Source organism: Actinocrispum wychmicini (assembly GCF_004345645.1).
In the GTDB taxonomy this organism is placed as follows: domain Bacteria; phylum Actinomycetota; class Actinomycetes; order Mycobacteriales; family Pseudonocardiaceae; genus Kibdelosporangium; species Kibdelosporangium wychmicini.
This window is the reverse complement of record NZ_SLWS01000001.1, coordinates 496,078-520,483: the sequence shown is the minus strand read 5'-3', so window position 1 is coordinate 520,483 and position 24,406 is coordinate 496,078. Positions and strand designations below refer to the sequence as shown.

Below are 24,406 nucleotides of genomic sequence, written 5' to 3'. Positions count from 1 at the left end.
CGGTCGGGAGCTAGCTCGCGCCGCCGTCCTGCTCTGCATGCTCGTTGGCGATCAGCTCATTGAGCCAACGCACCTCGCGCTCACTCGATTCCAGGCCCATCCGGTGCAGTTCCCGGGTGTACCGGTCGATCTGCTCACCGGCCCTGGCGAGCAGGGATCGCTGCCCTTCCCGACGCTCCTCCACCCGCCGTCGACGACCTTCCAGGATTCGCATCCTGACCTCGGCCGGTGTCCGGGAGAAGAACGCCATGTGGACGCCGAACCCCTCGTCGTCCCAAGTCTGGGGACCGGCGTCGGCGAGCATGTCCGCGAACCGTTCCTTGCCGTCCGCGGTGAGCTTGTAGACGCGCTTGGCCCGTCGGCCCCACGCGCGGTTCTCGTCCGGTTCTTCCTCGACGATGAGGCCGGCGCGTTGCAGCCGACGCAACGTCGGGTACAGCGACCCGTAGGAGAACGTGCGCAGGGTGCCGAGCAGATCGAACAGGCGTTTGCGCAGCTCATAGCCGTGCATGGCGGCCTCGTGCAGCAGTCCGAGGATCGCGAACTCCAGCACTGAGACCTCCTCACCGGTCACTCGATCTACCGTCCGACTATATCGTCGCGATACATCGCGCGCTCGTCCAACTCCTTCGGCTGTGGCAATCGACACCATGCCGACAGTTCCCTGGTGGCAGGCCCGCGCCCGACCGTGTGGGCCGAACGGACCAACGGTCGACCTGCCCCAACCCGTACGCTGTGATCTGTGCGAACCCAACGTCAGGTCGTGGACTACGCGTTGCAGCGCCGTGCGCTGCTCGCGGAGGTCTACTCCGGCCGCGTTGGCACCGCGGAGGTCTGCGACGCGAGTCCGTACCTGCTCCGAGCTGCCAAGTTCCACGGGCAGCCGACCGACGTGACCTGCCCGGTCTGCCGCAAGGAGCCACTGACCCTGGTGTCGTGGATCTACGGTGACGAGCTCAAGCACGCGTCCGGGTCGGCCCGGGCCCCGGAGGAACTCGCCAAGCTGGCGAACCTCTATGAGGAGTTCACCGTGTATGCGGTAGAAGTTTGCCGCACATGTTCATGGAACCACCTAGTGCAGTCATACGTCTTGGGAACGCGCGGTCTGCGTTCCGGCAAGCCACGCAGGAGGACAGCGGCGGAATGAGGCGGTTGCACTCGCACTTGTTCCGTTGCAGGCTGCTCCGCGAGCTCGCGGACGTCTGGAAGGCGTATTAGTGAACGACCACGGAAACCCGCAATGGCCGACGGGCGACGACCCGGACCGCGGGCGCCGGCACGAACAGCCCCAGGAGAGCACCGGGTTCTGGTCTCCGTCGTTCGATGACGACGACGACGCGCCGGCGCAGTCGAAGGGCCAGCCGCAGTGGCCGACCGAGACGCCGCCGGAGCGGCAGGCCGGTCCGCCGCGGGGTGGCGCGCCCCGACCGCCTGGCCGGCCGCCGGGTGCTGGCGGCCCGCCTGGCCCCCGCGCGCCGATGGGACCGCCGCCGGGTGGCCGGATGGGACCGCCGCCGGGTGTTCCGCCGCACGAGATGCAGACGCAGATGGTGCGGGCCCCGGGCAACCCGGCCGAGCAGCCCACGGACATGCTGTCGCCGCTGGAGGGACGCAACCGGGCCGCGGCCGAGCCTGAGCTGCTCACCCATCGGGAGTTCGACGACCAGTACGACGATCCGGACAGCGCCTACAACGAGCCGCTGGAGTCCGAGGCGGAACTCCGCCGCAAGCGCCGCAAGAAGATCTGGCGCCGGATCCGGCGGACCGCGTACGTCTTCTTCGCGCTGATGCTGATCGGCCCGATCATCGCGTTCTTCATCATGTACCAGATGGTCGACGTGCCGAACCCGGCCGCGCTCGCCGAGAAACTGTCCAAGACGGTCGCCGTCCAGTGGGCCGACGGGTCGCCGTTCACCACGTTCGCGCCCGGCGGCCGGCGGACGCTGGTGTCGTACGACCAGATCCCGCCGGACGTCCTGCACGCGGTGTACGCGGCCGAGGACGCCACCTTCGAGACCAACTCGGGCTTCGACATCTCCGGCATCCTCCGCGCGGTGTGGAAGAACATCACCGGCAACACCGGCGGTGGATCGACCATCACGCAGCAGTACGTCAAGAAGGCCACCGAGGACGAGTCGCCGACCCTCACCCGGAAGGCCACCGAGGTGGTCAAGGCCTACAAGATGTCCAACACGATGAGCAAGCAGGACATCATCACGGCCTACCTGAACACGATCTACTTCGGCCGGGGCGCGAACGGCATCGCCGAGGCGGCCAAGGCGTACTTCAACAAGGACCTCAAGGACGTCACCAAGGTCGAGGCGGCGGTGCTGGCCGGTGTCATCCAGAGCCCGAACCGGGAGCTGAAGGACGCGAGCTACCCGGAGACACGCTGGAACTACGTGATGGACAAGATGGTGGACAACAAGTGGGCCACGCCGGAGGAGCGCAGGGCCGCGAAGTTCCCCACCCCCATCCCGATCGACTCGGCACAGGGCAGCAACACCAAGCTGACCCCGGACCAGCGACTGGTCTGGGAGGCGGCCCTGCGTGAGCTGGACAATGCCGGCATCACCCGAGACCAGATCCAGCGCTCCGGCTACACCATCAAGCTCACCGTCGATCCGGCGGCCCAGAAGATGGCCGGTGACGCCATCGACAGCGTCATGAACAGCCAGCCGGAGTACCTTCGGCAGGCGTTGGTCGCGGTCGACCCGAACACCGGCCGGGCCATCGCCTACTACGGGTACAACAAGGAGAACAACGGCCTGGACTACGCCAGCCAGTCCTGGCAGAACCCTGGCTCGTCGTTCAAGCCGTTCGACCTGGTCGCCCTGCTCCACCAGGGCAAGGGACTCGGCGAGATCTACGACGGCTCGACACCTCGCATGTTCGGCAGCACGAAGATGAGCAACTCGGACGGCGAGACGTGCAAGGTGGCCACCCAGTGCACGGTCGCCGAGGCCATGAAGCTGTCGATCAACACCGTGTTCGCCGACATCGCGTTCAACACGGTCGGCACAGGTGCCGTGGCGAAGGCCGCGATCGAGGCCGGCATCCCGACGAACGTCCCGTACAACAAGAAAAACGTCCCGCTCGAAAGCAGTCCTGACGGTGGCTCGAAGCCGAACTTGAACATCGCCATCGGCGGTGACATGTACCGAGCTCGTGTTGTGGACATGGCGGGTGCCTACGCGACCTTCGCCGACGGCGGTATCAAACGCACCCCGCACCTGGTCGCGCAGGTCACCGACCCGAGCGACAACAACAAGGTCGTCTACGACGGGGACGCCGAGGCGGCTGCCAAACCCGCGTTCAACGCGAACGACCCAGGCAACAACGCCATGATCGCGAGGAACGTCACCGAGTCCCTGCTGCCCATCCCGGCCTCCTCCAAGGTCCCGTGCGCCGACAACCGGCTGTGTGCCGGCAAGACCGGTACGCACGGATGCCCCGAGGTCCAGGGCAAGAGCACCAGAGCGGACAACTGCGCCGGTTGGATGGTCGGCTATACGCCGCAGATCTCCACGGCAGTGTGGGTCGGTACCGACAACAACAGCCCGGTCAAGGACAAGAACGGCAAGGCCGTCTACGGTTCCAAGCTGGCCGGCCCGATCTGGCAGGCGTTCATGAACGCCTACCTCAAAGGCAAGGACAAGGCCGACTTCGGCCCGTACCAGGCGATCGGCAAGTCGGTCGAGGACACCCAGTCGAGCATCGCGGCGTCCCGGCAGCAACAGCAGGACTCGTCGCAACAGCAGCAGAGTTCCGTGCAGCAGTCGTCGCAGCCCCAGCAGTCGTCCTCGAGTTCCTCGCCGCCGTCGTCGTCCAAGTCCCACACGACGCCGCCGATCACGCTTCCCGGCACAGGCAACCCGAGCGGACCGGGACGCGGCGGTGGTGGAGGCGGAGGCGGCGGCAACAACGGCGACTCGGGCAACAGCGGTGGTTAGCCGACACAGGCCATGCCGACACCCGTAGCATCTGCCCGTGCAGCCCGACCACTCCGGTGACACCGACTCGCTCGACCTGGCCGAGCGAGTCGCCCCCACACTGACCGGACCGCTCGGGCGTGGCGCGGCGAGACCGATCGGCGGCCCACTCGGCGAACACGCCCAGGTGGGCCGTCAGTGGTTCTGGACGCCGCTGCGGTTCGCCCTGCTGATCGCGGTCCTCGCGTTGACCGTGAGCTGGTTCGGCAAGGTCGCCTGCATCCAGCAGTTCACCAACTCCCAAGGCCAGTTCGAGCTGGACTGGCGGACGCAACGGCCGTACATCACGATGTGCTATACCGACGTCGTCCCGCTGTACGGCGCCGAACAGCTCGACCGGCCGGACACGTTCCCGTACAAGACGAGTTTCGTCGAGGACAAGGGCAAACCGACCCAGCAGACCCGGTACATGGAGTACCCGGTGCTGGCCGGGCTGTTCCAGTGGGTGAACGCCAAACTGACCGCCGGCTGGCTGGACATGGGCCTGCTGCAGGCGCTTCCGGTCGCGGTGTACTTCAACATCACCGCCTTCTTCCTGGCCCTGGCGTGGCTGGTGACGGTGTGGGCGACCGCGCGAATCGCGCGACGACGTCCCTGGGACGCGCTTCTCGTCGCCGCGTCACCCCTGATCCTGGTGCACGCGTACACCAACTTCGACGCGCTGGCCACGGCGGCGACCGCGGCCGCGATCCTGGCGTGGTCCCGCAAGAAACCAGTGCTGGCCGGGATTCTGCTCGGCCTGGGTGTCGCGACGAAGTTCTATCCGTTGTTCCTACTGGGCGTTTTGTTCGTGTTGTGCCTACGCGCCGGGAAACTCCGGGAATGGCAACGAACAACCGTCGCCACACTCGTCACGTGGCTGGCGGTGAACGCGCCGATCGCGTTGGCCTACCCGACCGGTTGGTGGGAGTTCTTCCGGCGCAACACCATCCGGCCCGCCGACATCGACTCGATCTGGAACGCGATCTCCGAGTACAGCGGCTGGCCCGGCTTCGACGGCAACCTGCGCGCGCTGCAGACGCCGACAGCGCTCAACATCGTTACCGCACTGCTCTTCCTGGCTTGTTGTTTGGCGATCGCATGGACGGCCTTGGCCGCGCCGGTTCGGCCACGGTTCGCCCAGCTCGCGTTCCTGCTGATCGCGTCCTTCCTGCTGGTCAACAAGGTGTGGAGCCCGCAGTACTCGCTCTGGCTGGTGCCGCTGGCCGTGCTGGCGATCCCGCGCTGGAAGGTGCTGTTGACGTGGATGTTCGTGGACGCCCTCGTGTGGTTCCCGCGGATGATGTACTACCTCGGCGTCGACCACAAAGGTCTGCCGATCGAGTGGTTCCTCGGGTTCGTGCTGCTGCGGGACGTCGTCGTGGTCGGCCTGTGCGCGCTCGTCGTCTACGAGATCTACCACCCGGAACGCGACCTGGTCCGCAAGTTCGGCGACGACGACCCCGCGGGCGGAGTGTTCAACCGTTCGCCGGACGTATTCCGGCTGGGCCGGTCGCCTGTCGCACGCTCGACCAGCACCGATCACACCCTGTAACGGCACCTGGGCCAGCGGCACTGTTCGGACTATTGACTATGGACAGCCGAATCAATCTAATGATTGCGTTCAAGGTTTTCCAACTTTGACATGCTGGGGTGAACTGTTTCCCGCTGACCTTCTATTGTTGCAATCAGGAGGAAAGTTGCGGTTTAGAACCTTGTTTTCCATGGTCTTTGGACTACTGTTGACGGCAATTTTTTCGGCTTCGACAGTTCCACAAGAACCAATTTCTCCCCGAACAGTCGCTGTCGAGAGACGCATCGAGCAGCCGGCCACAACGATAGCCCTCGCAAGCAAAGAAAAGGGCGTCGCGAAAACTTCACCAGCCGACAACACGACGCTTGCCGTTGGCTGCACATGGGACACATGCACCGGAAAGACACCCCAATCGATGGGGTGTAACGCCGACAGGCAGGTACTTTACCAGTCTGTCCCAGGAGATCTTCTCGGCATATTTCTCTATTACTCACCATCATGTCGGGCCGCATGGTCAGAGTTCTTCGGAAACTGTTCCGGCACGGGCGCGTCCTGCGGTCTTCAGATCTGGTACACAGGTCAATTCGGGTTTGTCGAACAAGTTTTCTTTCTGCGAATCGGGTCAGGCACTGGTTCCGCCACGCCCATGGTGAGTTGGAACAACTCAGTCAAGGCGTGCAGTACGACTCGTCCCACCAATACTCCGGTCGATCCTTCCCCTGATGGGGGCAGAAATGACGCAGACTACGAATGTACTCAATGGTACTGACAGGCGTATTGATCTGAAAAGGATCCGTCGATGCGAAGAATTGTCGCAGTACTTGCCACCACAGGTGTGGCAGCCACAAGCTTGGTCATGGGCAGCCGTATGCCGTATGCCGAGGCCGCTCCACCGTCCGATCAGCTGCAGTTCACCGACCCGGACCACGCCCTTGGCGCGAACTGGCGGCGCTCAACGGACCTGGTTGCCGCCGGGGTGGGCGACACCAAGGGCTACCAGATCGAGATCGCCCGAGAAAGAGATGCCTTCCGCTGGTCGACGTTGGCGACACTGGCCGGGCCGAATCCCAATGGCAGCCCCTGGACCGGCTACACCTGTCTGACCGGGTCAGGGAAGTACGTAGCCGCCGTCTTCGTCCCCGTTCAGGACACGAACAGACCCGAGGTGTTACAGGCCGGAGCGCTCGCCGCCGTGGTGGACGTTGATTCCGGCCAGGCCAGGATGGTTGCCGACGACGTGGCGTTGAGCTATTTCTCGCCCGCCTGTGGGCCCGGCGACGAGGTGCTGCTGACCAGGTCGATCGGCGCGGACGAGCAGGAGACCGACCTGCTGCACGTCGACGCCGCCAAGGGACAGGTGACATCGACTTCTCGGGTGCGCAAGCAGTTGACCAACATGGTTCCGGCCAAGGACGGAACCTATGGGGTGGCGCAGGGCGCGCTGGTCAAGGTCGCCGATTCCGGCACCTTGACACAGGTCGGCAAGCTGGACGGGCGCCCGTTCGCGGTGGTGGCCAACAACAACGGCGTCGACTTGCTGGAGCAGCACGGCGATCGTGCTGTGGCCCAACGGTTTGCCGACGGCCGGCTCAGCACCTTCGCCGACGCTCCGCTTGGCCGGTTGCAGATGCTGGCACTTCGGGGCGGCCGCACCGCCCTGGTCGGTGACACTGGGACGATCAACCCGGACACCGTTCCAGGTCTTGCCACGTTCCCCTGGAGCGGCAAGGAAATCGCCGCGATCTCGGCTGACGGCGACCTCATCGCCGGCCGGGTGGCCAGCCCGCAGGTGTCCCAGGCCGCGAAGGCCGGTCCCGGTGGGTTGACCGACGAGCTCGCCGGTCGCTACGAGGTGTCAGTTCGAGCGCCGCGCAGTGGCGCGACCCGGACAGGCGAGATCGTCGCGTCGCGCGCCCCAAGGCTGATGTGGACCGGCAAGGCCGATACTGCCAATCCAGGGGCGCGGATACAGGCTGTCAACGTCGACTCGCCCACGTGTGCGGTGCTCCGCAACGACCTACACCGTCAGGTCCTACAACCAACAGCGCCCATGGGTGAATGGGCCGCGGATCTCGCGGTCAAGGGTGCGTTGAACGTTCAACGACCGGCGGACTACCTGCGATCCGGCCTGCCGGCCTACTCGCCACAGGGATTGTTCCCACTGCCTGCTCTCCGAGGCGGTGGGACCGTTCCGGCACAGGTACTCCTCGGCATCATGGCTCAGGAGTCCAACTTCAGGCAGGCCACTCCGCACGCCCGGCCGGGCGACGGCGGGAACGTCCTCGTCGGCAACTACTACGGTCTCTCCCCGGCGGTCGACAAGATCGACTACACCAAGGCCGACTGTGGTTACGGGATCACCCAGGTCACGGACGGGATGAGGAAAACCGATACGGTGTTCAACCCGACGCAGCAGGCCGCCGTTGCCATCGACTACGCGGCCAATATCGCAGCCGGACTACGCATCCTTGCCACCAAATGGAATGAGCTCTACGACGCCGGGATGCTCCTCAACGGCGGCGACCCCAGGTTCATCGAAAACTGGTTCTTCGCGACCTGGACCTACAACAGCGGCTTCCATCCTCCGGGTGCCGGCGACTGGGGAGTTGGCTGGCTGAACAACCCGGCCAACCCTCGGTACAAACCAGGCAGGAATCTTTTCCTGCGCGACACGTACGACGACGCCGCACACCCTGGCTTCTGGTCCTACCCGGAGAAGATCCTCGGCTGGATCGAAACACCGCAGAAGACCTACTTCGGCCAGGAGTCCTACAAGAGCGCCAAGATGTTCTTCATCGTCCACGATCCTGGCCTGTTCCAGTTCTGCACATCCGTCAACAACTGTTCACAGTCAAGCCCATGCCCGGCCGAGAACTCCAGCTGCTGGTTCCACGGGAGCAGCTCATGGGCGAACTGTGCGAACACGGGCGTGTGCTCATTCGAGGACGTGACCTACGCACCTGGCAGCGGCGAACCGCCGATGAAGGCCCAGTATCCCGACTTCGCGGACTGCGCACGGCCCGGAATACCGGCACCTGAACTGACCATCGTCGACGACATCCCAGACTCGGCATTGAACATTCGGGGGTGTCCCGGTGATGTCCGAGGTGGCAAGTTCACCCTGCGCACTGGCGGAAACCAGTCACCCAACGCGTACATCGCACAGATCGACCTGCATTCCTTCGGCGCGGGTTACAAAGGGCACATGTGGTTCACCCACACATACAAGAATGACAAACTCCCGGAATCTCCCGACGTCAAACCTGCTCCCTACGTGAACCAGAAATTCCAGGTAACCGGCACGTGGTCGCCCGACCTGCCAAGAGAGGGGTGCTATCAGATCGAAACCTGGATGCCGTCACACGGCGCGGAAGCCAACGTCACCTATGTCATTTTTCCTGGTATCAGGGGTGGCGTAGAGATGCCGGCGGTGGAGGTTTCGATTCAGCAGACGTCCAGCGATACCTCGAAAATACTCACCCGGACGTGGCTCAGTCCGGGTGCCCGGGTGATGCTGAGCAATCTCACGAACGATGGCGACGGGTCAAAGGACATCGTCTTCGACCAGATGGCGTTCTGGTTGAAGGGTGCGTCCACGCCAACTGACTGCCGCTAGGAGCACCGAGTGGGCTCGTGACCGCGTGCCACGGGCCCACTCGGCCACCTCAGAGCTGGGCCAGGTTCACCGCTGCGGCCATAGCCCGATAGCCGGCGTCACCAGGGTGCAGGTGGTCACCGGAGTCGTAGGCGGGCAGCATCCGCAGCGGGTCCTGCGGGTCGCGGATGGCCGCGTCGAAGTCGGCGACGCCGTCGAAGGCGCCGCTGGTGCGGATGAAGTCGTTGACCGCGAGACGGGTGTTCTCCAAGGTCTGGTCGTAGACCCGCCAGCCCTTGAACGGTGTGAGGGTGGCGCCGATGACCCGGAGGCCGCGGGCGTGTGCCTGGGCGATGATCTGGCGGTGGGCCGCGATGATCTGGGCCGGGTCGGTCTGGTGCGGATCCTGCTGGATGTCGTTGATGCCCTCCAGCACGATCAGGGTCTGCACGGTGCCCAGGCTCAGCACGTCGTGGTCGAGACGGGCCAGCGCGTTGCGGCCGGCGCCGGAGCCGGGCACGTCCAGCAGCAGGCGGTTGGCGCCGATGCCGGCGTTCACCACGCCGAGCCGGCGAGGACCGCCCGAGGTGCTTTTCCCCGCCGAGGGCGCATCGATACCGGCCAGTAGGCGGTCGGCAAGGAAGTCCGGCCAGCGGTGGTCGGCACCCGCGGTGGAGCCGACGCCGTCGGTGATGGAGTCACCGAGGGTCGCCACCGAGCCGGACGCGGTCGAGCCGCGCACGTCCACACCGGTGACGTAGTGCCAGACGAAGGTCTGCTCGGTGAACGACGCGCCGGACTCCTCAGCCGCGAAGTCGCCGTCGCGGGTGAAGAACGAGGTCTGCAGCGCCGTCGGGTGGTACGTGACCGGGCCGGACGGTGTCGGGACGTACGTGGTGACAAGGAGGTCGGAGTCGTCGGGCACCCGCAGGGACACCGGGTCACTCAGGACGTCCGCCCCGGCAGGGACGGTGGTGGTCGCCGAGCCGCCGAACGTCAGGTCGCGCACACTGCCGGCGACCGCGCGCGGCGTGTTGGCCTGCGCGTTCACGGCGACGGTGACGTGCCCGAACGTCACCGGCTTCGCGCCGAACGCGTTGGACAGGCGGACCCGCACCGACGCGCCGCCGACACTGCTGTGCACGACGTTGCGGATGGAGAAGTTCGGGTAACCGTTGTCGGTTCCGGCCACACCGGCGGCCGGTGCCGCCGCCCACGTACCGACCCAGCCGCCGGGTGTCGCCAGCGGCCGGAGGATGTCACCTGAGCCGGGTATCGCCACCAGGCCCAACGCGAACGCGCTCACCGCGCCGAGAGCAAGCAGTCGCCTCATGGAGTCACCGTGCTACGCACGGTGATTTTCCGACCACCGCCGTTCGGCTGACAAACGGCGGGCGGCCAGGACAAACGCCCTGACTCAGCGTGAGCGCTACGCCGTGGCCGGCCGGTAGCCCTTGGGCAGGAAGCTCTCCGGCACCGGATCGTCCACAGTGGACTTGGCGTTGAGGAACGCGAAGAACAGGCCGACCAGCAACGCGGCCCGGCCCCACACGCCGATCATCACCATCTGCGCGGTGAACCCGTCGTAGATCGTCATCCCCTTGCCCACGTCGATCGCGTGGTACCAGAGGAAGATCCCGGTCCCCATACAGAAGTCGGCGATGAAGTACGCGATCGACCAGCCGATGTGCACCCGCATCAGCACCAGCATCGGCACCAGCCACAGCGTGTACTGCGGGGAGTGGACCTTGTGCAGCAACAGGAACCCGCACAGCATCGCGGCCGACACGGCGATCCACGGATACGTGCCCTCACGCTTGAAGCGGCGCCAGCCCAGGTACAGCGCGAGCGCGAACGACGCGAGCACCAGGATCGGCGACCAGAGGCTCACCACGTCCTGGAAGGCCGCGTTCTTCGGCTCGGAGTCCGGCCGGAACGCCCAGAACCAGATCGAGTTCGTGGTGATGTCGGCCTTGCGCAGCCCCTGGAACGTGAACGACGCCTTCCAGCCTTCGAAGCCGAACACCGCGAACGGCAGGTTGATCAGGACCGCGGTGACCAACGCGACCAACGCGACCTTGAGCGCGCCGTACACGTCGTATCTCTTGCCCTTGGGCAGTTCCATGCCGTCGCGGCCGCCGGTCAGCACGTACAGCATCAGCGGCAGGACGAACGCCGCGGGATAGAGCTTGAGCGTGAAGCCGATGCCCAGCAGCACGGCCGAGAAGGTGGCGCGATCGACCAGCGGGCGGTCCGCGCCCAGCCGGCCCCACCCCCTGTGTACAACGTACACAGCGGCGACCGCGGAGAGGACCACCGGCAGGTCCCAGTTGTGGAACGCGTACAGCACCAGCGGCGGACCGATCGCCCACAGCAGCGTCCGCCACCTCGCCATCCGGCCGAGCAGCCACGCGGTGAGCAGCCCGAACGGCGCCATCAGGATCGCCGAGCCGAGCAGGAAACCAGCGTCGTTGTGCGCGAACAGCGCGCCCAGCCAGATCAGCACACCGGTCAGCACCGGGTACTCGACCGTACCGCCCTCAAGGTCGCCCTTGGCGTCGATCGAGCCGTGCATGTACGGGAAGACGTGCTTGTCGATGTCCCGGCCGACCCACAGGTACTGGATGTCGGAGTAGCAGGCGTCCGCACGCGCCCGTTCGGTGGGCTGCGGCGCGCTACGGCCCAGACTGTCGAACTCCGGGCCGGTGCACCGGTTCTTGTTGGCGAACCCGAGCAGCAGGGTGATCCCGCAGAGCAGCACCATGGCGGCCAGGCCGACCCGGCCGAACCTGAGCACCCGGGCGGTGCGCACAGCGTCCCGCGCGGGCTCCCCGGTCTCCCGCGCCACCGAGCTCTCCGCCTCCCCTGCCATTGTCACGGCACCAAGCCGCTCTCCTGGAGACACCGCATGTCACCTTCCGAGCGCCTGGCGCAGGAAGGCGATGTCCTCCGCCTGGCCGTCAGCCGGCGTCTCGACCACCACGGTGGCCCCCGCGGCGGCCACCACCGCGGCGAGAACCTCGGGTTCGATCGTGCCAGCTTTGATGTTGGCGTGCCGGTCGCGGGACGAGCCGAACTCGTCCCGCGAGTTGTTCAGGTGCACCAGGTCGATCCGGCCGGTCACAGCCTTGACCCGGTCGACGATGTCGACCAGCTCCTCACCGGCCGCGAAGGCGTGGCACGTGTCCAGGCAGAAACCCGCGCCGAACTCGCCGACCGCGTCCCACAGCCGGGCCAGCATCTCCAGGCGCCGGGCCATCGCGTTGTCCCCGCCCGCGGTGTTCTCGATCAGGATCGGCAGCGGGAAGCCGCCGTCCGCGGCCTGGCGTTCGAAGAACTTCCGCCAGTTGGCGATCCCTTCGGCCGGATCCTCGCCCTTGGTGACATGGCCGCCGTGCACGATCAGGCCCTTGGCGCCGACCGCGGCCGCGCCCTCGGCGTGCTGCGTGACGGTCTTGCGGGACGGGATCCGGATCCGGTTGTTCATCGAGGCCAGGTTGACCGGGTAAGGGGAGTGGACGTATACGTCCAGCTCGGTGGCCAGCAGCTGCTCGGTCTGCGGGTGGGGGGCCGGCTTCTTCCAGGACTGCGGGTCGCCAAGGAAGAACTGCACGGCCTCGGCGCCCCGCTCAACCGCGGCGCCGAGCGGGTCGTCGTCGCGGACGTGGGCACCTATGCGCATGACCAGCGAGCCTAGTCGGCGGGTACGACGACGAGCCCGGTGGTACGGCCGAGCGGCCGGCACTACTCCACCTGGCGGAATATTCGATGATGTGGCGGGTGATTCGGGGTGGTTGACGTCACCACAGACGCGTAGGGTCGTTCAATCCCGTAGAGGCTACCGGCCGGTAAGACGGAGGTCAGAGGAATGCAACGGCTCGCTCGCAGGCTGGCCGCCGCTTTCGCGGTGGCGTTCGTCGTCGCGACGAGCAGCGTGCTGGGCGGGAGTACAGCCGCGGCCTCCACCCCACTTGTCGTCGGCAGCTGCGCGGCCACGATCCAGGGCGCGCCGGGCACGCCGATCCAACTGCAGCCCGCGGCCGTCCTTGAGCCGGTGGTGAACGTCGTCCGGGCACTCGACCCGTTGAACCTGATCACCCCGACCGTCCGCGGCACCCTGGCCAAGCTGCCGCCGATCCCGATCGGCGCGATCCCCACCGGCACCGGCTTCATCACCGCCGGGCAGATCGCCAACGCGGTGATCGGCCAGCTCAACAAGATCCCGTTGCTCGGCCCGATCATCAGTGCCGTGGCCCAGGGCGTACAGAGCGTCTTCGCCGGCATGTGCGGGGTCACCGTGCAGGCCGCGAACACCATCGGCGCGGTGGTCCAGGACGGCAGCGCCGCAATGGCCGACCAGGCCAACAAAGTCGAACGCGGCCTGATGCCCGGCGGCGGCCAGCCCGCCCCCGGCAAGCCCGGCGGCCAGCAACCCGGCAAGCCCGGCACCATCCCCGGCAGTGGCACCCCCGGCAGCAGCGACGGCGGCGGGATCCCTCCCGGCGCCAACTTCCCGGTGATCGGTGGCGCACCGTCCCCGCTCAACGGCTGGGGCTGGGGCGACTACGGCCGGGCACCGATGACGGACTACAGCTCGATCCCGTTCGCCCAGGCCGGGCTGTACGCCCCGTCGCCCGGCGTCCGGTACGGCGGCAACGTGCCCAACTACAGCCCGCAGTTCGGCATCCTCGGCACCGACAACCCACCCGCCGACGGCGTGCAGGCCGCCGGGCACGCGGAGTCCCTCGGCGGCCCGCAAGGGCGTCGCGACATCGACATCTCCGTGCTGCTGGCCGTGCTGGCGCTGTCCGGTGTGACCGCCGCACTCGTCCGGACCTGGGTCCTGCGCAAGCCGATGTTCGACGCTCCTCGCTCCGCCTGAAGCCGACCGGCGCGGCCGACTCGGAACGGCGTCATGTAGGCTGATTGGCCGTAGACCCTCCTGCCATGGAGAGACCATGGCCGCCAGTCCACAGGAGGTGAGTGGTCTTCATGCGTCATTACGAGGTAATGATCATCCTCGATCCCAGCACGGACGAACGCAATGTGCAGCCGTCGCTGGAGAACTTCCTCAACGTGATCCGCACCTCAGGCGGCTCGGTTGAGAAGGTCGAGGTCTGGGGCAAGCGCCGGCTCTCGTTCGAGATCAACAAGCACGCCGAGGGCATCTACGCGGTGCTCGACGTCAACGCCGAGCCCGACGCCGTCAAGGAACTGGACCGGCAGCTGTCGCTGTCCGAGACGATCCTGCGCACCAAGGTGCTGCGTCGCGTCGACAAGCGCCCGGCCGCGCGCGTCTGATCCAAGCGAAGCCAAGGAGAGCCCGAAATGGCAGGCGACACGACGATCACGGTGGTCGGCAACCTGACCGCCGACCCTGAGCTGCGGTTCACGTCGTCCGGCGCGGCCGTGGCCAGCTTCACGGTGGCCTCGACACCGCGCACCTTCGACCGCCAGTCCGGCGAGTGGAAGGACGGCGAGGCGCTGTTCATGCGGTGCAGCATCTGGCGTCAGGCCGCGGAGAACGTGGCCGAGTCGCTGACCCGCGGCGCGCGCGTGATCGTGTCCGGCCGGCTCAAGCAGCGGTCGTACGACACCCGCGAGGGCGAGAAGCGCACCGTGATCGAGCTTGAGGTCGACGAGGTCGGCCCGTCGCTGCGGTACGCCACGGCCAAGGTCAACCGGGTGAGCCGGGGATCTGGCGAGGGTGGCGGCTACAGCGGAGGCGGCGGGAACGGCTCCGGTGGCGGCGGTGGCGGCGGGAACCGTCAGTCCGCGCCGGCCGACGACCCGTGGGGCTCGGCACCGCCCGCCGGCGGTGGCGGTGGTGGCGGGTTCTCCGACGAACCGCCGTTCTGATCTTCCCCGGACTTTTTGACTTTTCAGGAGTACACCTGTGGCCAAGCCACCCATTCGCAAGCCCAAGAAGAAGGTCTGCGCGTTCTGCAAGAAGGACGCCGTGGACACCCTGATCGACTACAAGGACACCGCGCTGCTGCGGAAGTTCATCTCCGACCGCGGCAAGATCCGGGCCCGTCGGGTGACCGGCAACTGCAGCCAGCACCAGCGGGACGTCGCCATCGCGGTGAAGAACGCTCGGGAAATGGCGCTGCTGCCCTACACCTCGACCGCGCGCTGATCGGAGTCGGAGAGATGAAGCTGATTCTCACCACGGACGTGAGCGGTCTCGGTGGCCCCGGCGACGTCGTCGAGGTCAAGGACGGCTACGGTCGCAACTACCTGCTGCCGCGTGGCCTGGCGATCCTGTCGACCAAGGGCGCGGAGAAGAACGTCCGGACGATCCGGCGCGCACAGGACGCCCGCCGGGTTCGCGACCTGGACCACGCCAAGGAGATCAAGGGCATCCTCGAAGGCCTTGGCGCGGTCACGCTGAGGGCCAAGGCGGCCGCTGGTTCCGGCAAGCTGTTCGGGTCGGTCACCACGGCCGACATCGTGGCCGCGATCAAGTCCGCCGGTGGTCCGCAGCTCGACAAGCGGACCGTCGAACTGGCCGGGCACATCAAGAACGTCGGCAAGCACACCGCCAGCGTCCGGCTGCACCCGGACGTGACCGTGGCGGTCCGCCTGGACGTCAGCGCGGCCGGCTGAACTGATCACCGAACACCCTCCCGGGCCTCCGGGAGGGTGTTTCGTGTACCCACGTGAGTTATCCACAGGCTGGTGCCCACGATGGGGTGAACCGGCGTTTCCGACACGCCGAAGCGTGGTTTTCGAGCGACACGCCGAGAGATTTTCCACGACCTTTTCCACACCAGGCACACAGGCTCTGACCTGCTGTTTTGCCGTGTTCGCAGCGACTTGTCCCCAGGTTGCCCACAGGTTGCCCGCGCCCTGTGGTCAGCTCGGGTCAACCGTCCACAGGTTGTCCACAGATCGGTCAACACCGGGATTTGATGGCCGGGTCGGCCGGCCCCTAGGGTCCATCGCGACACACCCCGTTCGGCTGCCCGACGAATGATCGAACGCCGATAAGATGCGTGGTGTAGATTCGAACATATGAGCGAGGAGGGGCTGCGCGGTGGCGCTCACCGATGACCGGGGAACGGCACCGGAGATGTCGAACGGGGGCAGCCCGGGTTTTGACAAGCAGCCGCCCCAGGACCTGCCGGCCGAGCAGTCGGTGCTCGGCGGGATGATGCTGTCCAAGGACGCGATCGCCGACGTGGTCGAAGTCCTGCGGCCCGGCGACTTCTACCGCCCGGCCCACCAGAGCGTCTACGACTGCGTGCTCGACCTCTACAGCCGGGGTGAACCCGCCGACCCGATCACCGTGGCCGCGGAGCTGGAACGCCGGGGGGAGCTCCGCCGGATCGGCGGCGCGCCCTATCTGCACACGCTCATCGCGACCGTGCCGACGGCCGCGAACGCCGGCTACTACGCGGAGATCGTCGCGGAGAAGGCGGTCCTGCGCCGGCTGGTCGAAGCCGGGACCCGGATCGTCCAGCTCGGCTACTCCGGCCAGGACGGCAGCGACGTCAACGAGATCGTCGACCGCGCCCAGTCCGCCATCTACGAGGTGACCGAGCGCCGCACCACCGAGGACTACGTGGCACTGGAGGAGCTTCTCCAGCCCACGATGGACGAGATCGACGCGATCGCCTCCCGCGGCGGGTCGTCCCTCGGCGTCCCCACCGGTTTCGCGGACTTCGACGAGATCACCAACGGCCTGCACCCCGGCCAGATGATCATCGTCGCGGCCCGTCCCGGTGTCGGCAAGGCGCTGGCGCTGGACACCCCGCTGCCCACGCCGACCGGCTGGACCACGATGGGCGAAGTGGCCGTCGGCGACCAACTGCTTGGCGCGGACGGCAAACCCACGAACGTCGTGGCGGCGACCGAGGTCATGCACGGCCGTCCCTGCTACGACGTGAAGTTCGCCGACGGGACCGTGATCGTCGCCGACGAGCAGCACCAATGGCCGACAGTCGACGGCATCCGGACAACGGGCGAGCTGGTCGCCGGCGCCGCCATCGCCGCCGCTCAACCCCTGGAGCTCGGCCGGACGCACACCGTGCTCGCCGACGAACCGCGCGTTCATTCCATTGTGGACGTTCGCAGGACGGCCGGCGTGCCGGTCAGGTGCGTTGAAGTGGACAACGTGGACCACCTCTACCTGGCCGGCCGCTCGATGGTGCCGACCCACAACTCCACGCTAGGGCTGGACTGGGCCCGGTCGTGCTCCATCCGGCACGGCATGTCCAGCGTGATCTTCTCGCTGGAGATGAGCCGCACCGAGATCGTGATGCGCATGCTGTCCGCCGAGGCCAAGATCCGGCTCGCGGACATGCGCGGCGGCCGGATGACCGACGACGACTGGACCCGGCTGGCCCGCCGGATGAGCGAGATCAGCGAGGCCCCACTGTTCATCGACGACTCACCGAACATGACGATGATGGAGATCCGCGCCAAGGCAAGACGGCTGAAGCAACGGCACGACCTGAAACTGATCGTGCTGGACTACATGCAGCTGATGACCTCCGGCAAGCGGGTGGAGAGCCGGCAGCAGGAAGTCTCCGAGTTCTCCCGCCAACTCAAGCTGTTGGCCAAGGAACTCGAAGTGCCGGTGGTCGCGATGAGCCAGCTGAACCGTGGCCCGGAACAACGAACCGACAAGCGCCCAATGCTCGCCGACCTCCGCGAATCAGGAAGCCTTGAGCAGGACGCCGACATGGTGGTCCTGATCCACCGGCCGGACGCGTGGGAACGCGACGATCCCCGCGCCGGCGAAGCAGACCTGATCCTGGCAAAACACCGCGCCGGCCCAACCGCGACCGTAACCGTGGCACACCAACTGCACTACTCGAAGTTCGCCGACCTCGCCCAGGCATAACGGGATCTTTTGTAGGGTCTCAAATCGGTGTGAGACTTGCTGTCCATTCTCGGTGGACCTTGCGGCGTCTCACGGCGTCGCGCGCGGATCTGACGGGGATGTTGTGGCAGGCCAGCCTGGGGGCGCAAGATGCGGGGGTGAGAGCCAGGGGGTCGAGGGCCCGCCGCAGCGCAGCTCAGGTGGCGGCGTTCTGGATCGCGGTCGCCTTTGCGGTGGTGCTACTGGCGGGTGCTGCCGTAGTGATGGTGGCGATGTCGCAGGTGGAGGCGCGCGCGGTCACCACCATGGCGACCGTGCAGCAGGCGGTGCCTCACGCAGACAGGCGGGGGTGGGGAGCGTGGGTCGGGTTCACCACGGTGGACGGCACGGCGGTCCAAGAGTTTGTGGTCGTCGGGACCGAGCCCAGCGTGGGCGACCGCGTGCAGGTTACCTACGACCCCCAGCGCCCCGAGGTGGTCGACAGGGCCGAGTCGTTTGAGAGCCGCTGGTCAGTCCTCGCAGTCCTGCTGGTCTCCGCGGTACTCATGCTGGGCGTGGCCGGATGGCAGTGGCGGCGGCCCAGCACAGGCGACCCGCGAGCCTCCTCCCAGCTGCCGCAGACCTCCGATGTGCCTGTCAATCGGCCCGACGGGCTCACCCTGTGGAGCGACTTGCGCCCAGACCGCCCCAGATGACGGGCCAGGCGCTCCAGCGGCAGCGACAGTGGGTTCGAGACTGATCATGGTGCCATTGCCGTGCGACAACCGAGAAACCCCAGGTGACTCAAGATCGACATGTCACGTCGTTTGAGAACCTACATCTTTGCCGGGCCTCAAACTGACTTCATTTTCGCGCGGACACCGGTGAGTATCAGGTCAAGGCCGATCGCGAACCCCTGGTCGCGCAACGCTCGCCGCTCCGCCGGTTGCGGGAAACCGTCCCGAGCCTGTTCCTCGATGGTGAACCCGTTGACATAAGCGAAAATCGTGTCGATCACCCCTGCCGCGCCCGCCTCGGACAGGCCGGTCGGCCGCAGAATGGTCAGCATCGTTTCCCAGGCCAGTTGCGCCACGCCGGGCTCGGCGCGCGGACCGGGTAGCAGGTGGGTGACCACCAGTCGGGCGCCGTCGCGATGGGTGAGCATGGCTGCCCTGGCGCCGGTCGCGATCGTCCGGATCTGCTCGTCCCAGGTGTCCTTGGTCGGCTGCGGCGGTCCGTCGTCCACTTCAGATCCGCCGCCGATCACCACGTCGACCATGGCATCGAGCAGAGCCCGCTTGCTGTCGAAGTGCCGGTAGAGGGCGCCCGGACGGACGCCGAGCCGCTCGGCGAGCCGTCGGGTGGTCAAACTGTCAAGGCCCACCTCATCCAGCAGGTCAAGCGCGGCTTGCAACACCTCGTCACGACGGGACACCGCGACATCTTGCCAGTTCGTCGCCCGAGCCGTAGGGTGAACTTAGTTCACGTGAACTTAGTTCACCCACTCGACGGGGAGGTTGCGATGAAGGTGTTGGTGATCGGCGCGGGGCTGGGTGGCCTGTCGCTCGCACGGCGGCTGCTCGATGCGGGGATCGACGTCAGCGTCCGAGAACGGGATTCGGCGGTCGAATCGCGGTTCCAGGGCTACCGGATCGGCCTTGGCGGCCCTGGACTTGCCGCGCTGCGGGGCTGCCTGCCTGAGCGGTTGCTGCCGCTGTTGCACGCGATCGGCGGGGAGATGACCGGAATGGGCCGCATGGTCGACACCCAGCTCAGAGTGCTCGGCGAGGTGCCGCCAAAGGACGAGGGCACGCTGTTCGACCGGCATGTGTTGCGGCATCTGCTGCTGGCCGGCCTCGACGAGCACGTGGTGTTCGACAAGAAGCTCGACGACTACCAAGAACTGTCCGACGGCCGCGTCCGGGTGTCCTTCGCGGACGGCAGCACCGAGGTCGCGGACGTGGTGGTCGGCGCGGACGGCATGGGCTCGACGGTCCGTCGACAGCTGATTCCCTCGGTTCAGATTCGTCAGATGGACCGGGTCGGGGCAATCGGACGCACCCCGTTGACCGATCGGTTCGCCGGTCTGGTGCCGGGTTGGAGCACCATGGTCAACGCAGCTGAACTGCAGCTGTTCCTCGGCAAGATGCCCTTCCGCCGCGTACCCACCGAAGCCGCCGCCGAACTCGCGCCGGACGTCACCCTGCCGGACACGCGCAGCTATCTGCGCTGGGTCATGATGATTCCGATGGAGTACGCGGACAACGCGCTCGAACTGGAAGGCGACCCGGTGGCCGGGCTGGCGCTGCTCCAGGATCTGGTCAAGGAGTGGCATCCGGACCTGCGAGCGCTGTTCGACCAGGCCGACGCCGGCAACAGCGGGATCGGCCCGTTGCGGATCTCCGACCCGGTCCGCCCCTGGCCCACCCGACCGGTCACGCTGCTGGGTGATGCCGCGCACCCGGCACCTCCCGGTGGCCTCGGCGCGAACCTGGCCTTCATCGACGGCGAGCTGCTGTGCCGCAAGCTCATCGCGGTCAACGACGGGACGGAACACCTGATCGCCGCCCTCGCCGACTACGAGCAGCAGATGTGTGGCTATGCCGCGGAAGCCCTTGGCTATGCGGAGAAGTTCTTCGATTCGTTGGACGAGATGCGCCACGCCCAACAGCGTTAGCCCGCCCGCGCTTCGGTTACTTCAGCCAGGTTGGAAGAACGCGAGCAGTTTCTGGCTGGCGTCCGGCGACATCAGCAATTCCTGCATGTCCGCGGACATCCGGGCGGCAGCGCTACTGCGTTCGAACATCTCGCGTTCGTATTCCTTGATGGCGGCGGGAAAGTCGTCCGGGTGCGCGGCCAGCGCGAGGCCGAGCAGGGCGCCGTCGAGCAGTGCCATGTTGGCGCCTTCTCCCACTGGCGGCATCAGGTGCGCGGCGTCGCCGAGCAGCGTGACGTCTGGTGTCGACGGCCAGGTCAGGCCGACCGGGAGAGTGCTGATCGGCCACTGCCGGATGGTGTCGTCGCAGGCGGCGATCAGTGCGGTGAACCGTGGGTCCCAGCCGTTGAGTTCCTCGATCAGCCGCGCCCGGGCGGCGGCGGGATCGTCGAACGGGATCCCGCTGGTGGCGAACCAGTCCTCGGCGGTGTTGTAGAAGCTGAGGCCGACGCGCACGCGGCCGTCGCCGTTGCGCTGTGCCGCAAGGGATTTCCCGTCGCCCAACACCCAGTAGTTGCCGCGCCCGACCATTGCCGCGAGGTCGGGGTGAGTGCGGTCGATGTCGGGAATGCTGAGCTCGACGACGTTCTGGCCGATGTGCGTCGGCCGGGCGTCGGTGAGCAGTGCACGGACTCGGGAGCCCGCGCCGTCGGCGCCGACCAGCAGGTCATACGTCGCACTGCTGCCGTCGGCGAAGTGCAGCAGGCCGTTGTCGGCGGATTCGAACGCGTGCCCCCAGCGAACCGTGTGTTCAGGAAGCGAGTCCAGCAGCAGACTGCGCAGGTCGGCGCGGTCCACCTCGGGGCGCAACAGCGGGGCATCCTCGGGTGTGTCCTCCTGCAGCAGCAGGGTGCCGTCCGGTTCGAGAAGCCGCATGTCCTGGCCTTCACCACGGGCAATCGCGAAGAACTGGTCGATCAGCCCGGCTTCGCGCAGCGCCCGCTGGCCGGAGTGGATGTCGAGCATGCCGCCCTGGCCGCGCGCACCGCGCGACGGTTCACGTTCGTACACGACGGCGTCGATGCCGTTCACGTGCAGCACCCGAGCAAGTGCCAAGCCGCCCAGTCCGGCTCCGACGATGGTGATGGTCATAGCTGCCTCCGATTCACTGCACTGTTCGATGCAGTGTATCGCTACATGCGATGTATTGTCGGCAGCATGCTGGTGTGGGAGCGGCCCGAGCCACCGAATCGACCGACGCCGGCCCCGCTGAGCCGGGAGCGGATCGTCCGAGCGGCGATCCAGCTGGCCGACGCGGACGGCCTGGCCGCGGTGTCACTGCGCAAGGTCGCCGCGGCCCTGGACGTCGGACCCATGCGGCTGTACGGCTACATCGCCACCATGGACGAGTTGCTCGACCTGATGGTCGACGCGGTCCACGCCGAGATCCGGCCGGCCGGGGACGGTTGGCGGGAGGTGCTGCGCTCCCTTGCCGAAACCATCCGGCAAGCCGCCCACCAGCACGAATGGCTCGCCGACCTGATCGGTGGCCGGCCCCAACTCGGGCCGAACACGCTGGCCAGCGGGGAGGCTGTGGCGGCCGGAATGGACGGCGTCGACCTGGACACCGTCGTGCCGGCGATCGCCGCAGTCAACTCGTACGTGATCGGCGCGGTGCGCCGGGAGATCACCGAGCGACGCGCCGAGCGAACCTCTGGGATGGACCAGAAGCAGTGGCAGGCCGCCTTCGGGCCCTATCTGCGGCGGACCTTCGCCACCGGCCGATTCCCCGCGCTGGCCAAGGTCGTCCACGATGGCCCCCACCTCGACGCCGACCAAACCTTCCGGACCGGCCTCGACTTCCTCCTCGACGGCATCGAAGCCCGTATCTCAAGCTAACGCCCGGCCAGCAGGAGATCGGCCAGTTCGGTGGGACGGCTGAGGGCGACGCAGTGGCCGGCGGCGATCTCCTCGGGGACAATGCCAAGACGTTCGGCCGCCAGCCCGCGAAGGAAGTCCGGCGGGAAGCAGCGGTCCTCGCTGCACAGCACGAACCTGGTGGGAACATCCGGCCACGCGTCCAGCGGCCACGGCTCTTTCATCGCGGCGGGCGACGGGTGTGCCCGTTCCTTGCTCAGTGCCTCTTCCGCGAGTGCACGTGGTACGTCGTGGTAGAAGCTGACGTACGGGTCGGCGTTACCGGTGCGGCCACCGTCGCGCGCCGCCTGTGCCTGCACTGCCTCGTCACATCCGGTGTTGCGGCCCCAATCGTCCGGCGACTCGCCGGGCGCGGGGATCATGCTGGCCACCAGAACCAGCAGATCGGCCGCGAGTCGATCGGCGACCAGCGGTGCGGTGAACCCGCCGAACGAGTGGCCGACGACGACCAGGTCCTTCCTGTCGCCGACGGCTTCGACCACCGCGTCGACGTAGTCGGTGAACGTGGCCGATGGGTCGTCGGCGGGCAGATCCGGAGCCACCACCTCGTGTCCCCTACCTCGGAGTTCGGCTGCGACCAGGTGCCATGACCAGCCGACGTCTCCGCCACCGTGGATCAACACATATGTACTCATGCGGCACTGCCTTTCCTGTCGTTGTTCGTTTCGAGGGATTCGTCGTGCGCCGCGGCCCGGCGGCGCAGTGCCGGTGCGAGCGCCCGCTGAGCGAAGAAGAGCACGATCCCACTGATCGCGCATGCCGATCCGAGGACGGTTGGTCCGGCCAGATCGAGCAGCGCGGTTCCGGCCAGCGGGCCGAACACCGCGCCGACGCTCCAGGTGGTTGAGGCGAGGCCCATGTACCTGCCACGCAGCTCGGCGGGTGCGAGGTCGGCGAAGGTGTCGCCGAACCGCACAGCGATACCGATCTGGCCGAGGGTCCAGATCAGGACCGATCCGGCGAAGCCGGCGGTGCCGTGGCTGATCGCGCCGAGCCCGGCGCCAACCCCGACCAGCAGCATCGAAACGGCCGAAACCACACTGCCGTTGCGGCCAGCGAGCAGCCGGACCGCCACTGGCTGGCCGACCACGATGGCGATCCCGTTCAGCGCCAACACCGCGCCGTACGTCGCGGGGCCAAGACCGTCGGCCGTCATCAGCAGCGGCAACGTCGTGAACGTCTGCAGGAACAGCGTGAAGTAGCCGACGTGGATCACCATCATCGCGATCATCAACCGGTCACGCAGCACCACGGGCAGCAGCGCCCGCCGCGTCCGCGTCGAACCCGCCGGACGGGTTTCCGGCACCTGACGCCAGACGATCAGCGCCGCGATCAACGAGGCCACCACGTTGATCCAGAACAGCAGCCCGTATCCGTACTTGGCCAGGATCCCGGCCGTGACCGTGGCGACCGAGAAGCCGAGGTTGGCCGCCCAGTAGAGCAATCCGAACGCGCGGATCCGTTGCCGCGTGGGCAGATCGGCCACCGCGGCCGACGCGGCCGGGCGGAACAGCTCGATCGTCAGCCCGACACCGACGGCGGCCGCCCAGATCTCGGGCATCGAATCCGCTGAGCCGAGCGCGGTGAGCGCCACAGCGGCACCGACGAACCCCACCAGCATCGTGTTGCGCCGGCCGATCCGGTCTCCCAACCAGCCACCGAGCAACTGGGATCCGATGTCCCCGACACCGACAGCCGCGACCACCACACCCGCGGTCGCGGGCGAGAGGTGCTGCGCCTGCGTCAGGTACAGCACCAGAAACGACCGCACCACACCGCCGGCCCGGCCGACGAAGTGCGTGGCCGCCAGGGCCCAGACCAGTTTGGGCAGTCCCAGGCGCGGCCCGCTCAGGATTGCCGTGGCTGCCGGACTGATCGTGCTCGTCATGGCAACGACGCTAGG

General features: G+C 67.1%; 22 protein-coding genes. 14 read left to right on the top strand and 8 right to left on the bottom strand.

Features of this window, described 5'->3' with window-relative positions; all coding sequences use genetic code 11:
- Nucleotides 1–10 precede the first annotated feature (10 nt).
- Nucleotides 11–553: a PadR family transcriptional regulator gene (locus tag EV192_RS02540; protein ID WP_132112889.1), complete on the bottom strand. Its 543-nt coding sequence runs from the start codon at nucleotides 551–553 to the stop codon at nucleotides 11–13.
- A 189-nt stretch (nucleotides 554–742) separates the two neighbouring features.
- On the opposite strand from EV192_RS02540, the gene EV192_RS02535 reads away from it, so the two are divergent.
- The 5 genes from EV192_RS02535 (at nucleotide 743) to EV192_RS02515 (ending at nucleotide 9,121) form a co-directional block, all read left to right on the top strand.
- Nucleotides 743–1,147, top strand: a complete 405-nt coding sequence (locus EV192_RS02535; protein WP_165960178.1) for a DUF5318 domain-containing protein — start codon at nucleotides 743–745, stop codon at nucleotides 1,145–1,147.
- A gap of 70 nt (nucleotides 1,148–1,217) precedes the next feature.
- On the top strand, nucleotides 1,218–3,953 hold the full coding sequence (locus EV192_RS02530) for a transglycosylase domain-containing protein (RefSeq protein ID WP_165960177.1): 2,736 nt from the start codon (nucleotides 1,218–1,220) through the stop codon (nucleotides 3,951–3,953).
- Between the two features lie 37 nt (nucleotides 3,954–3,990).
- Nucleotides 3,991–5,526: a glycosyltransferase family 87 protein gene (locus EV192_RS02525; RefSeq protein ID WP_243726588.1), complete on the top strand. Its 1,536-nt coding sequence runs from the start codon at nucleotides 3,991–3,993 to the stop codon at nucleotides 5,524–5,526.
- Nucleotides 5,527–5,695: 169 nt separating this feature from the next.
- Entirely contained in the window at nucleotides 5,696–6,274 is a 579-nt protein-coding gene (locus tag EV192_RS57280) for a DUF2690 domain-containing protein (RefSeq protein WP_132110665.1), read from the top strand.
- An 87-nt stretch (nucleotides 6,275–6,361) separates the two neighbouring features.
- Entirely contained in the window at nucleotides 6,362–9,121 is a 2,760-nt protein-coding gene (locus EV192_RS02515; protein ID WP_132110663.1) for a hypothetical protein, read from the top strand.
- A gap of 49 nt (nucleotides 9,122–9,170) precedes the next feature.
- Here EV192_RS02515 and EV192_RS02510 read toward each other — a convergent pair whose 3' ends face one another.
- The 3 genes from EV192_RS02510 to EV192_RS02500 form a co-directional block, all read right to left on the bottom strand.
- On the bottom strand, nucleotides 9,171–10,433 hold the full coding sequence (locus EV192_RS02510; protein ID WP_132110661.1) for an SGNH/GDSL hydrolase family protein: 1,263 nt from the start codon (nucleotides 10,431–10,433) through the stop codon (nucleotides 9,171–9,173).
- Between the two features lie 96 nt (nucleotides 10,434–10,529).
- Entirely contained in the window at nucleotides 10,530–11,972 is a 1,443-nt protein-coding gene (locus EV192_RS02505) for a glycosyltransferase family 87 protein (RefSeq protein ID WP_132110659.1), read from the bottom strand.
- 39 nt (nucleotides 11,973–12,011) lie between these two features.
- Nucleotides 12,012–12,782 (bottom strand): deoxyribonuclease IV, encoded by a 771-nt coding sequence (locus EV192_RS02500; RefSeq protein WP_132110657.1) that lies wholly within the window; start codon nucleotides 12,780–12,782, stop codon nucleotides 12,012–12,014.
- A 186-nt stretch (nucleotides 12,783–12,968) separates the two neighbouring features.
- Between EV192_RS02500 and EV192_RS53590 the strand changes: the two genes are divergently transcribed.
- The 7 genes from EV192_RS53590 to EV192_RS02465 all read left to right on the top strand — a co-directional run bounded on the left by EV192_RS53590 (nucleotide 12,969) and on the right by EV192_RS02465 (nucleotide 18,625).
- A complete protein-coding gene (locus EV192_RS53590) occupies nucleotides 12,969–13,982 on the top strand; it encodes a hypothetical protein (RefSeq protein ID WP_165960175.1) in 1,014 nt (337 codons plus the stop codon).
- Between the two features lie 110 nt (nucleotides 13,983–14,092).
- Entirely contained in the window at nucleotides 14,093–14,401 is a 309-nt protein-coding gene (rpsF, locus tag EV192_RS02490; protein WP_132110655.1) for a 30S ribosomal protein S6, read from the top strand.
- 27 nt (nucleotides 14,402–14,428) lie between these two features.
- Nucleotides 14,429–14,959: a single-stranded DNA-binding protein gene (locus tag EV192_RS02485; protein WP_132110653.1), complete on the top strand. Its 531-nt coding sequence runs from the start codon at nucleotides 14,429–14,431 to the stop codon at nucleotides 14,957–14,959.
- A 37-nt stretch (nucleotides 14,960–14,996) separates the two neighbouring features.
- Nucleotides 14,997–15,239 (top strand): 30S ribosomal protein S18, encoded by a 243-nt coding sequence (gene rpsR, locus EV192_RS02480; RefSeq protein WP_054296255.1) that lies wholly within the window; start codon nucleotides 14,997–14,999, stop codon nucleotides 15,237–15,239.
- Nucleotides 15,240–15,253: 14 nt separating this feature from the next.
- Nucleotides 15,254–15,709, top strand: a complete 456-nt coding sequence (rplI, locus tag EV192_RS02475) for a 50S ribosomal protein L9 (RefSeq protein WP_132110651.1) — start codon at nucleotides 15,254–15,256, stop codon at nucleotides 15,707–15,709.
- 430 nt (nucleotides 15,710–16,139) lie between these two features.
- Entirely contained in the window at nucleotides 16,140–17,951 is a 1,812-nt protein-coding gene (dnaB, locus tag EV192_RS02470) for a replicative DNA helicase (RefSeq protein WP_424923331.1), read from the top strand.
- Between the two features lie 179 nt (nucleotides 17,952–18,130).
- Nucleotides 18,131–18,625, top strand: a complete 495-nt coding sequence (locus tag EV192_RS02465) for a DUF3592 domain-containing protein (RefSeq protein ID WP_132110649.1) — start codon at nucleotides 18,131–18,133, stop codon at nucleotides 18,623–18,625.
- A 137-nt stretch (nucleotides 18,626–18,762) separates the two neighbouring features.
- Here the strand turns inward: EV192_RS02465 and EV192_RS53585 are convergent, their stop codons facing one another.
- On the bottom strand, nucleotides 18,763–19,344 hold the full coding sequence (locus EV192_RS53585; protein ID WP_165960174.1) for a TetR/AcrR family transcriptional regulator C-terminal domain-containing protein: 582 nt from the start codon (nucleotides 19,342–19,344) through the stop codon (nucleotides 18,763–18,765).
- An 87-nt stretch (nucleotides 19,345–19,431) separates the two neighbouring features.
- Here EV192_RS53585 and EV192_RS02455 point away from each other — a divergent pair, with 87 nt between their 5' ends.
- Nucleotides 19,432–20,586, top strand: a complete 1,155-nt coding sequence (locus EV192_RS02455) for an FAD-dependent oxidoreductase (RefSeq protein WP_243726587.1) — start codon at nucleotides 19,432–19,434, stop codon at nucleotides 20,584–20,586.
- 21 nt (nucleotides 20,587–20,607) lie between these two features.
- Here EV192_RS02455 and EV192_RS02450 read toward each other — a convergent pair whose 3' ends face one another.
- Nucleotides 20,608–21,717, bottom strand: a complete 1,110-nt coding sequence (locus tag EV192_RS02450; RefSeq protein ID WP_132110647.1) for an FAD-dependent oxidoreductase — start codon at nucleotides 21,715–21,717, stop codon at nucleotides 20,608–20,610.
- Nucleotides 21,718–21,783: 66 nt separating this feature from the next.
- On the opposite strand from EV192_RS02450, the gene EV192_RS02445 reads away from it, so the two are divergent.
- Nucleotides 21,784–22,464 carry a TetR/AcrR family transcriptional regulator gene (locus tag EV192_RS02445; RefSeq protein WP_132110645.1) on the top strand — a complete coding sequence of 227 codons (681 nt, stop codon included), beginning with the start codon at nucleotides 21,784–21,786 and terminating at the stop codon, nucleotides 22,462–22,464.
- On the opposite strand, the gene EV192_RS02440 is transcribed toward EV192_RS02445, so the two are convergent.
- On the bottom strand, nucleotides 22,461–23,138 hold the full coding sequence (locus EV192_RS02440; RefSeq protein WP_132110643.1) for an alpha/beta fold hydrolase: 678 nt from the start codon (nucleotides 23,136–23,138) through the stop codon (nucleotides 22,461–22,463). The genes EV192_RS02445 and EV192_RS02440 overlap by 4 nt on opposite strands.
- Nucleotides 23,135–24,391, bottom strand: coding sequence for an MFS transporter (locus tag EV192_RS02435; RefSeq protein ID WP_132110641.1), 1,257 nt, complete (start codon nucleotides 24,389–24,391; stop codon nucleotides 23,135–23,137). Before EV192_RS02435 ends, EV192_RS02440 begins: the two co-directional genes overlap by 4 nt.
- Between the last annotated feature and the right edge of the window lie 15 nt (nucleotides 24,392–24,406).

What these genes read in the sequence shown, in the direction of transcription:
- EV192_RS02445 (WP_132110645.1), top strand. Translation starts at nt 21,784, where the DNA reads ATGCTGGTGTGGGAGCGGCCCGAGCCACCGAATCGACCGACGCCGGCC.
- EV192_RS02440 (WP_132110643.1), bottom strand. Translation starts at nt 23,138, where the DNA reads ATGAGTACATATGTGTTGATCCACGGTGGCGGAGACGTCGGCTGGTCA.
- EV192_RS02455 (WP_243726587.1), top strand. Translation starts at nt 19,432, where the DNA reads ATGAAGGTGTTGGTGATCGGCGCGGGGCTGGGTGGCCTGTCGCTCGCA.
- EV192_RS53590 (WP_165960175.1), top strand. Translation starts at nt 12,969, where the DNA reads ATGCAACGGCTCGCTCGCAGGCTGGCCGCCGCTTTCGCGGTGGCGTTC.
- rpsF (WP_132110655.1), top strand. Translation starts at nt 14,093, where the DNA reads ATGCGTCATTACGAGGTAATGATCATCCTCGATCCCAGCACGGACGAA.
- EV192_RS02515 (WP_132110663.1), top strand. Translation starts at nt 6,362, where the DNA reads ATGGGCAGCCGTATGCCGTATGCCGAGGCCGCTCCACCGTCCGATCAG.
- EV192_RS02435 (WP_132110641.1), bottom strand. Translation starts at nt 24,391, where the DNA reads ATGACGAGCACGATCAGTCCGGCAGCCACGGCAATCCTGAGCGGGCCG.
- rplI (WP_132110651.1), top strand. Translation starts at nt 15,254, where the DNA reads ATGAAGCTGATTCTCACCACGGACGTGAGCGGTCTCGGTGGCCCCGGC.
- EV192_RS02505 (WP_132110659.1), bottom strand. Translation starts at nt 11,972, where the DNA reads ATGGCAGGGGAGGCGGAGAGCTCGGTGGCGCGGGAGACCGGGGAGCCC.
- EV192_RS02510 (WP_132110661.1), bottom strand. Translation starts at nt 10,433, where the DNA reads ATGAGGCGACTGCTTGCTCTCGGCGCGGTGAGCGCGTTCGCGTTGGGC.
- EV192_RS57280 (WP_132110665.1), top strand. Translation starts at nt 5,696, where the DNA reads ATGGTCTTTGGACTACTGTTGACGGCAATTTTTTCGGCTTCGACAGTT.
- EV192_RS02450 (WP_132110647.1), bottom strand. Translation starts at nt 21,717, where the DNA reads ATGACCATCACCATCGTCGGAGCCGGACTGGGCGGCTTGGCACTTGCT.
- EV192_RS02500 (WP_132110657.1), bottom strand. Translation starts at nt 12,782, where the DNA reads ATGCGCATAGGTGCCCACGTCCGCGACGACGACCCGCTCGGCGCCGCG.
- EV192_RS02485 (WP_132110653.1), top strand. Translation starts at nt 14,429, where the DNA reads ATGGCAGGCGACACGACGATCACGGTGGTCGGCAACCTGACCGCCGAC.